This is a genomic window from Ligilactobacillus acidipiscis DSM 15836, from assembly GCF_001435755.1.
GTDB lineage: Bacteria > Bacillota > Bacilli > Lactobacillales > Lactobacillaceae > Ligilactobacillus > Ligilactobacillus acidipiscis.
In genome coordinates this window covers 1-11,248 of record NZ_AZFI01000054.1, presented here as the reverse complement: position 1 = coordinate 11,248, position 11,248 = coordinate 1, and the positions used below count along the sequence as shown (strand labels likewise).

Here is an 11,248-nt window from a genome sequence, read left to right as displayed (position 1 = left end):
CTATTCATCAACAGGATTTGACAAAGAGCCTTAATTTTTTAGCTTCAAAAAACGTCCCATTGATAATCCAGCACCAAGTGCACCGATCCCAATACCGATCACAGCCAATAGTAAATCGATCTCTACCAAGAAAGTATGTGGTGTTAGCAAAGCCATATTTGTACTACGCAATGATCCTGAAATCACCTTATACATCCAACCGTAACTGAAATCAACTATTAAAATCGGGATAATAGAGCCAAAAAGCCCTGTCCAAGCTCCCTCTAAAATAAACGGCCATCTGATATAGCTGTTAGTTGCTCCAACAAGGCGCATGATCGAGATCTCATTTTGCCGTGATAAGATAGTCAGCCTGATAGTGTTAGAAATTAAGAAGACTGCAACAAACAACAGTAAGATACTGATGATGACACCCCAACGCCTGATACCTGAAACTATATTAAATAGCTTTTTAGCCGATGCACCACCATATTGAGCTTGATAAACATGTTGATATTTTTCAGCAGTTTTAGCGACGTTGATCGTATCTTTTGGTTCGTTAGTTTTTACAATATAAACGTCATACAACGGATTGTCATCCCCTGAAAACAAGCGGAATTCTTTCCCATAAGCACCAACCACGTTGTTTAATTCTTTTTTCCGGCTAGAATAACTAATGTTATCCACACCATCGATCTTAGCTAACTTCTTTTTAAGATCTTGTTGTTCTTGACTAGATGTTTTGCGGTCAATAAAGACCCTGACTTCAACATCGTTTTGAACATCGTTAGCAATTTTATTCACATTAAGTAATACTGAAAGTAAAACTCCGACTAGCAGCAAGGTCACAGTAACAGCAGCGATCGCAGCTGTTGTCATCCAACCATTTCTTTTTAAATTGCGCAAACTTTCAGTAATATGACGCTTAAAAGTTAACTTACTCATCCTCGTAACCTCCCCCTTCTTGATCACGAATAATCTTTCCAGCAGAGATTTCTAAAACTCGATGCTTATGTTCATTGACCATATTACTATTATGTGTCGCCATCACGACAGTCGTCCCATCGGAATTGATCTTTTCCAAGATTCTCATAATTTCTTCAGATGTATCTGGATCTAAGTTACCAGTTGGTTCATCGGCAATTAAGATACCAGGTCTGTTTGCGATTGCTCGTGCGATCGCCACACGCTGCTGCTCACCACCAGAGATCTCATTAGGAAAACTTTGGGCTTTTTCCGTTAATCCCACTTCTGCCAAGATCTCATTGACACGTTTTTCAACATCCTCTGGTTTTTTTTCGATAACTTGCAAGGCATACGCAACATTTTCAAAAATAGTTAATCGAGGCAACAATTTAAAGTCTTGGAACACGATCCCTAGTTCGCGACGCAAAAAGGGAATCTCTTTATTTGTGATAGAACTCACATTATAATTGTTGACACGGATCTCACCTGATGTTGCACCTACTTCATGATACATTAGCTTGATAAAAGTGGATTTTCCTGCTCCACTTGGTCCTACAACATAGACAAACTCGCCCTGGTTGATCTTCACAGTTAAATGATCAGCACCCAGGACTTCATTGCCATAGTCTTTCACTACATTTTTAAATTCGATCAAGAGAACTTCTCCTCCAAAATATTTTTCATACTAAATTAGTATAACATTACTTAACATTCGATTAACAGAACATTATTGTTACAAAAAGATTGCGAAAAAAATAACAGGCCAGCTTGACCTGTTATAGAGTTTATTGTGGATTATCCTGCTGTAATTTCCATTGAAGGTAGGCATTGATAAAACCATCAAGCTCACCATCCATTACCGCAGAAATATTACCTGTTTCATAGTTAGTCCGATGGTCTTTGACCATTGAATAGGGATGGAAGACATACGAGCGGATCTGAGAACCCCAGCCGATATCCATCTGTTCTCCTTGAATATCAGCTTTTTCTTGCTCCTTTTTCTCCATTTCCATCTGATACAATTTAGCCTTCATCATTTTTTCAGCAGTAGCCTTATTTTGAAACTGTGAACGCTGTGCCTGGCTTGAAGTTACTATTCCTGTTGGAATATGGATCAAACGAACTGCAGAAGAGGTCTTGTTGATATGCTGACCACCAGCACCAGAAGAACGGAAAACCTCCATTTTAATATCTTCCGGGCGTAATTCTATTTCAACATCATCTGACAATTCCGGCATCACATTGACTGAAGCAAATGAAGTATGACGACGTCCAGCAGAATCAAAGGGAGAGATCCGCACTAAACGGTGGACACCTTTTTCACTGCGTAAATAACCATAAGCGTTTGTACCGGAAATCAACAATGTCACGCTTTTGATCCCCGCTTCGTCTCCTTCTTGATAGTCTACAGTTTCGACTTTAAAATCATGTTGTTCTGCCCAACGGTCATACATCCGTAACAACATTGAACCCCAGTCTTGCGATTCAGTTCCGCCAGCACCGGGATGAATCTCCAAAATCGCATTATTCTTGTCGTACTGGCCATTCAAAAGCAAAGTCAATTGATATTGCTCCATTTGCTTTTGGATCGCTGCATATTTACTAGCCAGGTCTTCGGTGATCTCATTGTCACTTGGATCTGCTTCTGCAAGTTCTAATAACACTTCAAGGTCGTCCACATTTTCCTGTAACGAATTAAAATTATCATACTTAGTTTTTAAAGTATTGTTTTCATCAATCACAGTTTGTGCTTTTTGACTATTATCCCAAAATGAAGGTTCAGCCATTTTTAATTCATTTTCTGCAATTGATTCTTTCAGGCCTTCGAGGTCAAAGAGACCCCCTAAAGTCTGCCAATTGTTGTTTCAAATGCTCAATTTCACGATTATAATCGCTCATTTCCATTTTGATTTCCTCCCAGGCAATAGTTACACTTTTAACTTCATAAAATATTTCTAACATATGCAACTATTCAATTCAGCAAAAAACAGGCGCAGGCCTGCAAATATTAGTAGCCTCGCCCGTTTCAGACTTATTAACGTTTAATATTTTGACGGATCTCTGCTTTCAAGAACAAACGAGTCACATCATACTCGATATTACCGACCATTTCTTCAAACATGCGATAACCATCTGACTGGTATTCGACCAATGGATTCAACTGTCCATAGCCTCGCAAACCAATCGACTGCCGCAGCTGATCCATTTCATCAATGTGGTCAGTCCAACGAGAATCAACCACTCGTAAGATAACAACTTTTTCGAATTCCAAGATCTGACTAGGATCATATAGTTGTTTTTCTTTCAACCGATAATTAGCTTCAGCTCTAGACATCAAATAATCCACGATCTCGTCTGGTTTCTTACCGGCTAGATCATTCACGGAAATGCTGTCTTCATTGACCATTACAGCAATCGCAAAATCTAAGATGGCCTGTAGATCCCAATCTTTTTTCTCACCTTGAGTATGGATCTGCACATTATGCTCAACGGTCCGCTTGATCATCGGCATAATGACTGACTTCAAAGAATTTTCTTCCATGATCACTTGCTGACGCTGCGCATAGATAACTTCACGTTGTGCACGCATCACATCATCATATTGTAAAACCTGTTTACGAGTATCATAGTTATTACCTTCAACTCGTTTTTGAGCAGATCCGACCTGCTTAGAGATCATTTTCGATTGAATGATCGCTTCATCATCTTCAACTTTCATACGATGCAATAAATCTTTGATTCGATCTGAACCGAAACGTAACATCAAATCATCTTCAAGCGAAAGATAAAATTGCGTTACACCAGGATCTCCTTGACGTCCTGAACGGCCACGTAACTGATTGTCGATCCGCCGAGACTCGTGTCGCTCTGTCCCGATCACAGCTAAACCGCCAACATCAGTGACACCGGGTCCTAATTTAATATCCGTACCACGACCGGCCATGTTAGTAGCGATAGTTACGGCTCCACGTTGGCCAGCATTTGTAATAATGTCAGCTTCTTTAGCATTGTTTTTAGCATTTAAGACTGCATGTGGAACACCAGCTTTATCCAATAAGTTCGAGAGATATTCAGACGTTTCAACTGCCACCGTTCCGACCAAGATCGGTTGTCCAGATTCATGACGAGTTTTAATATCTTCGACGACTGCATTAAACTTGCTGACTAAAGTTGGATACAATAAATCAGGACGGTCATCACGAATAACCGGTTTATTTGTTGGGATCCCAATAACTTCCGTATTATAGATTTCACGAAACTCTTCTTGTTCCGTTTTAGCTGTACCAGTCATACCGGCTAATTTCTTGTACATCCTAAAGAAGTTCTGATAAGTGATATTAGCCATAGTCTTGGTTTCTTCTTCGATCTTAACTCTCTCTTTAGCTTCGATCGCCTGATGCAAGCCGTCAGAATAACGACGTCCATCCATGATCCGGCCAGTAAACTGATCAACGATCAAAACCTCACCATCACGGACAACGTAGTCCTTGTCGTTGATCATAATATAATTGGCACGCAAAGCATTATCCAAATGATGGTTCAATGCAGTATTGTCTGGATCAAAAAGGTTAGTCAAACCAAAATATTTTTCACCCTTTTGAATCCCCTGTTCAGTTAACGAAACAGTTTTGGACTCTAAATCAACTTTAAAATCTTCATCCTTAGTTAATGTCTTAGCGAAACGATCGGTCCTGATATATAGCTTCGTAGACCCTTGGGACTGACCAGAAATGATCAGAGGAGTCCGCGCCTCATCGATCAAGATCGAATCGACCTCATCAACGATAACAAAATTCAACGGACGTTGAACCATGTCCTCCTTATAAACGACCATGTTATCCCGCAAGTAATCAAAGCCCAATTCACTATTGGTAGAATACGTAATATCAGAGTTATATGCTTCACGTTTTTCCTCTGCTGAGATCCCATTAACATTTAAGCCGACTGTTAAACCGAGCCACTTGTACAACTCACCCATTTCAGTTGCATCACGGGAAGCCAAATATTCGTTAACAGTAACTACGTGAACGCCTTCTTGGCCCAAAGCATTCAAGTAAACCGGCATAGTTGCCGTCAAAGTTTTACCTTCACCAGTTTTCATTTCCGCAATATTACCTTCATGGAGAACGATCCCCCCAATAATTTGCACATGAAACGGATATAGGCCTAAGACACGTCGTGCTCCTTCACGAGCAACGGCGAATGCTTCGGGTAAAATATCATCTAAAGTGGCGCCTTCTTGGATCCTAGTTTTAAATTCAGGAGTTTTAGCCTGTAGCTCTTCGTCAGACATGGCATCCATATCAGACGCAAATGCTTCGACCTTATTGGCGATCTTATCAAGCCTCTTTAATTCTCGCTTATCGCTTTCAACCCATTTTTTCAGGACATTTGCCATGAAATAATTCCCTTCTTTAACAAAATACTTTAATTTTTAACTTTTTTATCTGCAAGATATAGTACACTAATTTATATTTTAGCATTCTTAATTACAAATTAAAACAAAAAGCTGACCCAAAGCTTGAACTAATCTTAACACTCGCAGACAGTTCTCTTTAGTCACTGCGAATTAGTTTAAACCCAAAAGTAGGAGCAAAACAAACGTTTTGCTCCTACTTTAATGAGATTTAAAAAAATCTGTTATTGTCCAGCTTCGATCAAGCCATACCGTCCGTCGCGACGCCGGTACACTATATTAACTCCCTGAGATTCGGCATCTTCATAGATAAAGAAGTTGTGTCCTAACATTTCCATCTGCAAAACAGCCTCTTCACTATCCATTGGTTTCAAAGCGATGTTTTTAGTCCGAACGATTTGAATATCGTCATCGTCTTTTGATTCATCTTTCTCTGAAACCGGAGATGCGAATTCCAATCCCTTATATCCTTTTTCACGGGATTTCCGGTTGATCTTAGTCTTATGTTTTCTGATTTGACGCTCAAGTTTATCGGTCACCAAATCAATACTTGCGTACATGTCAGGCGATGTTTCTTCTGCCCGTAAAACCAGGTAAGGTAACGGAATAGTTACTTCGACCTTAGCGTTTTTATCTGAATAAACTTTCAAATTGACATGAGCAGTTGAATTGGAGGTATCTTCAAAATACTTTTCAAGTTTTGCCAATTTCTTTTCGACATAATCCCTCAAAGCAGCTGTTACCTCAATATTCTCACCACGTACGTTGACTTTTAACATGGTTAACCTCTCCTTTCACAACCAGAACTTATTGTCCTGGTGGGTGGATATTTAATAAATTAAATATCTCATCTACAATTCAATTATAATAGAAAGCGGTTAAATAAACAAATTTTTCTATTCTTTTTACTAAAGAAACAAATAAGATGTTCTGCATTGCCCCATTTCCAATTATGTTATTACAGCATATGTGAAATTTTAGCGCCAATCAACTAATTCAACTTTTTATTTATTTTTCTTAATTTCTGCATATCTTGAACGTCAGATCAACGGGCCAAAGTCAGTGATCTGACCTGACTTGCCCCATTTTGTTGTAAGACATGTTTTGCATGATAAAGTGTTCTTCCAGTAGTATAAATATCGTCTATCAAGATCACTTTTTGCCCAGTCAATCTTTTTTTGCCGCAATATTTAAACGGTTGAGCAGTTTCCATCCGCGCTTGACGTGTCTTAGTAGATTGTTTGATATGGGCTTTAGTAGTTTTAAATGCAAGCAGGTTGGAAACTTTAACATTCTGCAATAAACCGGAAACTTGGTTAAATCCCCTTGTTTTATAAGTTATCTGATCAACCGGGATCAAAACATAGAGCACATTTTTGCAGTAACTTTTCGTCACAAATTGGCTGAATTTATCTTGAAAAATTAACCGCCACTGATAATCGCCATTAAATTTATACCGCTGCATGTATGACTTCATTGCCTCATTATAAACGTATAATGCCCGATTGCCCAACAGAGCGGCCTCACCCATTTTTGACCATCTTTGGCAATCTTTACAGGGAAGTTGATCATCTTGAAGTCTTCCACAACCAGGACAAGTTTGTTTGTCGCTGATCGCTTTAAAGTTTTTTTCGCAATTATGGCAAATTACTGGTTCTTTGAACGGCTGTAAAGAAAAAAGCCACTTGAGATCCAAGGCCACTTTTATTTCTCTGCCGCAAATCAAACATTTATCCATTCAGCAAGCGCTTCCCCTTTTTGTTTAATTCTCTGATCTGCTTAACTGCTTTGCGTACATTTTTGACCTGGTCAGTGCATACAAAAATCACATCACCATTAGGTCGTTTCTGACTGCGACCCGCACGTCCAGCAATTTGCACTAATGCTGTTGTCGAAAAAGTCTTCTCATCAGCACCTAAGACCATGACATTCAACGAGGGAAAAGTCACCCCTCTTTCCAAAATGGTCGTAGTCACCAGATAATTTAGTTTATGATCACGCATTTCTTGCACCTTGTTAATACGTTTAGGGTCAGCAGAAAAAACCGAGTCCCCCTTAGCTTTGGCAGGCAAGTTAGCTTCAAGTACTCTTAAAACCGGAGCCAGTAACTCTAACCGCGAAACAAAAACCAAGAATGGAAAACCTTCATCGATCCATCTATTCAACTCACTTTTCAATTTTACCGGTAATTTTTGACAATACATTTTATCCTGCCACCTACCACAAAACCAGACCTGCGGAACTGGCAGTAAATGCCGATGAAAGCGCAACGGTAAATAACTAGCCGCTAACTGATGCCGCTCAATTTTCCCAAGCAGTTCTTGTGTAGGAGTCGCTGTTAAAAAAATTAGAGTTCCATTGGGCTTGAGTGCTCTTCTCGCTGCCTGCTTTAACATCTCATTATTTGTAAAAGGAAAAGCATCAACTTCATCAATTATTAAAAGATCAAAAGCACCTAAAAAGCGTAAAAGTTGATGTGTTGTACAGATCGTTAATTGACTGTAATGATAAGATTTTTTACTATGTCCATGTAAAAGTACAGGATCTATTGCTGTAAATGCCGTACAAATTCGCGGATAAAGCTCATTACACACATCAACTCTAGGAGAAGCTAAACAGACTCGCTTTCTTTGAAGTAAAACTTTTTCTAGTGTTGGGAATAGCATTTCAGTTTTTCCTGCTCCAGTCACAGCCCACATCAAATATTCACCACTTCGATCTACTGCTTTTCTCAGCTGATCAGAACATTGTTGTTGAAACAATGAGAGTTTTCCCTGCCAGACTAACGGGCTGCACTCTAAACTAGAAAATAAGTTTTTTTCTGGAAGATGGTATAATTTATTGTTAGAAGCAACTCTTCCAAGTAAAATACATTTCGGACAATAATATGCACCATTTGGCAAGCGCGCCTTATTCTTTAGGGTTTTTGACAAGCACCGTTGACATTCGATATAGTTTTCATGTTGAATCAGTGCAGGACGTGAATTCTTGATCAGCTCTTTTTTCAGGTCAGCTGGGACCTCCGTATCTAACAATAATCGACCGTATAATTCATTAAGTTCCATCTATTTCACCTCATACGTATATACGCAAAATATTTTATTTTTAGGGAGGAAATCTTTAATGGAATCATATTTAACTATCAAACAGGCAGGAAATTACGAAATTGACATAAAAAAATCACAATTTATTTGCAATATTGCACGAACTGAAAGCAAAGAAGAAGCTGAAGAATTTATTGCCCAAATCAAAAAGGAACATTCTTCTGCCACACACAATTGTTATGCCTATGTTTTAGGTATGAAAAATGAAGTGATGAAACAAAACGACAATGGTGAACCCTCAGGCACCGCTGGAGCTCCGATCTTAAATGTCTTAGAACAATTAGAAATAAGGAACGTAACTGCGGTAGTGACCAGATATTTTGGCGGCATCAAATTAGGTGCAGGCGGCTTGATTCGTGCCTATAGTAATGCCACATCAAAAGCAGTTGAGCACATTGGTGTGATCAAACGACAGCCACAGACCGAGGCGCTCGTAACCATCGCATACCCATTGCAAGGTAAGCTGGAACACTTCTTAGAAGAACAAAAAATTGCTACGATAGACACCCAATATACAGATAAGGTTGCGCTTAAAATTGTTTTGAACACCCCAGAATATGAAGAAAAAGCTGCACTGATCAATGACTTTTTGAACGCGCAAGCCACTATTGATAAAGGACCGCAAGTTTACCATGAACTACCTTACGACCTTGGTAATAAAAATGCTCGTTACTAAAAAAAGCTATGCAGCTAGTGAACACGTTAAACGTGCCAGCTAGTTGCATAGTTTTTTTCTATTTTTTCAAATGGTAATTGTAGGTAGCGACAATAATATTCTCTCTAGTGTTCAATGAGTTTCTCAATCTCAATGCGGTTTGATTATGCAAGAAATTTTGCCATGGTTTACGCGGTACAAATTGCGGAACCAGAACCGTCACAGAATCATTGCGTTCACCAGAATTTTTCGCGATCACATCACAAAAACGAATAACTGGGCTAACAACAGAACGATATGAAGAATGAAGATCGACAAACCTGACCTCTGGAAAAGCTTGTTTGAATTCCTTAGCTGTCTTATGTTCCTTCTTCGGATCTGTATCAAAGGAAACATGCATTGCGATCACGTTATCCCCAATAGAACGAGCATAATTGATTGCACCAGTCGTAACGTGAGTCACTGAACTGACTAAGACGATCACAGTCGATCCGCTATAATCATGCAGCTGCTGAACCTGTGAATTAACACGGAGCTGTTCTGCTACCTGCTGATAATGTTTTTTTATTCGGTAGAACGTAAACAGCAAAACAGGCATGATGATCAGATAAGGCCAAACATTTGAAAAATGCAGCCAGAACAAAAAGATGACTAAAGCCAATGAAATTATTGCTCCTAGAAAATTAAAAATAGTGTTTAAAATCCAATTTTTACCACGTTCTCGGAACCAATGGATAATCATTCCCGATTGCGATAAAGTAAACGGCACAAAAACACCCACAGCATATAATGGTATCAATAAGTTAGTTTGACCATGGAAGATAAAGATCAATACGATCGCCCCAACTGCTAAAGCAACTATCCCATTGGAATAGCCTAAGCGGTCACCTTTATCCATGAACATACGCGGCATATATTTGTCCTTCGCTAAGTTATAAGCCAAAATCGGAAAAGCAGAAAACCCAGTATTAGCAGCAACTGCTAAAATCATTGCGGTTGCTAATTGTAATAGATAATACATCACTCCATGCCCAAAAATAGTCTCCGCGATTTGTGACAAAACTGTTTCGTGGCTGTTCGGCAAGATCCCCAAATAATAACTTAAGAAAGTAATACTTGCAAAAAAGACAGCTAAGATCAATGTCATGATCGCCAAAGTGTTGGCAGCATTTTTTCTTTTTGGACGGTTAAAATTAGGAACTGCATTACTGATAGCTTCAACACCAGTCAATAAGGAAGAACCTGCTGAAAACGCGCGTAAGAACAAAACAAGCGTCATTCCTTTGACAGGTGCACCTAGACTAGCAGTAGCATGATAGTCAATGTTGCCTGTAGCAATATTGACACCCCCCCAAATGATCATTACAGCGATCATCACCACAAACAAATAAACCGGCACAGTGAGGAAAGAGGCAGACTCACGCATTCCTCTTAAATTCAGCGTCATAATAAAAAGAACGATCAACACTGAAATCAATATTGCATGCGGTCGTAAAACAGGAAGCGCAGAAGTTATTGCTTCTGTTCCTGAGGTCACTGAAACGGCAACCGTCAACATATAATCGACTAACAAAGAGCCCCCAGCAACTAGACCGGCACTTGAACCCCAGTTTTTCGTTGCAACCACATATGCTCCACCACCTGATGGATATGCATGAATGATCTGTCTATAAGACATCGTAATAGCGAATAATAAAATTAAAACGATCGCAGCCGCAGGCACTGAATACCAAACTGCAGCTGCAGATAGAACAATTAAAGTTGTCGTTATCTGTTCAGTCCCGTATGCCACTGAAGACAACGCATCAGAAGAAAGCAAAGCCAGTGCTTTAAATTTGGTCAATGATTGGACACCTTCATCGGCTGTTTTTAAAGGTTTACCGATCAACAGCCGTTTTAAGTAACGCCACATAATTTTTACTCCTTTAAACGTTAAGAAATTTTATTACTGATCTAAATGCCCTAATTCTACAACAAATCGTTACGGAATATCACCATCATCCACTAACTTTTATTTTCAAATGGTCATTTTAGCAAATTTAATATTACTCCATTCTCCATATAACTTGCAAGCAAATTTTTTAAAAAAATTTGCTCAACCTGAATTATTCATACTTTTCCCTTAAG

At 39.1% G+C, this 11,248-nt stretch carries 9 protein-coding genes; 1 reads left to right on the top strand and 8 read right to left on the bottom strand.

The features are described 5' to 3' along the window. Positions 1–30: 30 nt before the first annotated feature. The 7 genes from ftsX to FC65_RS05315 all read right to left on the bottom strand — a co-directional run bounded on the left by ftsX (position 31) and on the right by FC65_RS05315 (position 8,427). Positions 31–924, bottom strand: coding sequence for a permease-like cell division protein FtsX (ftsX, locus tag FC65_RS05345; RefSeq protein ID WP_056971831.1), 894 nt, complete (start codon positions 922–924; stop codon positions 31–33). After that, positions 917–1,600: a cell division ATP-binding protein FtsE gene (ftsE, locus tag FC65_RS05340; RefSeq protein WP_056971830.1), complete on the bottom strand. Its 684-nt coding sequence runs from the start codon at positions 1,598–1,600 to the stop codon at positions 917–919. Before ftsE ends, ftsX begins: the two co-directional genes overlap by 8 nt. Before the next feature lie 130 nt (positions 1,601–1,730). Next, positions 1,731–2,850 (bottom strand): peptide chain release factor 2 gene (gene prfB, locus FC65_RS05335; RefSeq protein ID WP_191976421.1). Its coding sequence is split into 2 segments (ribosomal slippage): positions 1,731–2,777 and positions 2,779–2,850, totalling 1,119 coding nucleotides; the frame shifts between segments, so codons are not numbered across the junction. Positions 2,851–2,980: 130 nt separating this feature from the next. After that, positions 2,981–5,344, bottom strand: a complete 2,364-nt coding sequence (secA, locus tag FC65_RS05330; protein WP_056971829.1) for a preprotein translocase subunit SecA — start codon at positions 5,342–5,344, stop codon at positions 2,981–2,983. Positions 5,345–5,586: 242 nt separating this feature from the next. Next, positions 5,587–6,141 (bottom strand): ribosome hibernation-promoting factor, HPF/YfiA family, encoded by a 555-nt coding sequence (gene hpf / locus FC65_RS05325; protein WP_056971828.1) that lies wholly within the window; start codon positions 6,139–6,141, stop codon positions 5,587–5,589. 266 nt (positions 6,142–6,407) lie between these two features. Then, entirely contained in the window at positions 6,408–7,100 is a 693-nt protein-coding gene (locus tag FC65_RS05320) for a ComF family protein (protein ID WP_056971827.1), read from the bottom strand. Next, on the bottom strand, positions 7,093–8,427 hold the full coding sequence (locus FC65_RS05315; RefSeq protein WP_056971826.1) for an ATP-dependent helicase ComFA: 1,335 nt from the start codon (positions 8,425–8,427) through the stop codon (positions 7,093–7,095). Before FC65_RS05315 ends, FC65_RS05320 begins: the two co-directional genes overlap by 8 nt. Positions 8,428–8,485: 58 nt before the next feature. Here FC65_RS05315 and FC65_RS05310 point away from each other — a divergent pair, with 58 nt between their 5' ends. Continuing rightward, entirely contained in the window at positions 8,486–9,142 is a 657-nt protein-coding gene (locus tag FC65_RS05310) for a YigZ family protein (protein WP_010497925.1), read from the top strand. Positions 9,143–9,200: 58 nt separating this feature from the next. On the opposite strand, the gene FC65_RS05305 is transcribed toward FC65_RS05310, so the two are convergent. Continuing rightward, on the bottom strand, positions 9,201–11,033 hold the full coding sequence (locus FC65_RS05305; protein ID WP_056971825.1) for an APC family permease: 1,833 nt from the start codon (positions 11,031–11,033) through the stop codon (positions 9,201–9,203). Positions 11,034–11,248 lie beyond the last annotated feature (215 nt).

What these genes read in the sequence shown, in the direction of transcription:
- ftsX (WP_056971831.1), bottom strand. Translation starts at nt 924, where the DNA reads ATGAGTAAGTTAACTTTTAAGCGTCATATTACTGAAAGTTTGCGCAAT.
- secA (WP_056971829.1), bottom strand. Translation starts at nt 5,344, where the DNA reads ATGGCAAATGTCCTGAAAAAATGGGTTGAAAGCGATAAGCGAGAATTA.
- hpf (WP_056971828.1), bottom strand. Translation starts at nt 6,141, where the DNA reads ATGTTAAAAGTCAACGTACGTGGTGAGAATATTGAGGTAACAGCTGCT.
- FC65_RS05320 (WP_056971827.1), bottom strand. Translation starts at nt 7,100, where the DNA reads ATGGATAAATGTTTGATTTGCGGCAGAGAAATAAAAGTGGCCTTGGAT.
- FC65_RS05315 (WP_056971826.1), bottom strand. Translation starts at nt 8,427, where the DNA reads ATGGAACTTAATGAATTATACGGTCGATTATTGTTAGATACGGAGGTC.
- FC65_RS05310 (WP_010497925.1), top strand. Translation starts at nt 8,486, where the DNA reads ATGGAATCATATTTAACTATCAAACAGGCAGGAAATTACGAAATTGAC.
- FC65_RS05305 (WP_056971825.1), bottom strand. Translation starts at nt 11,033, where the DNA reads ATGTGGCGTTACTTAAAACGGCTGTTGATCGGTAAACCTTTAAAAACA.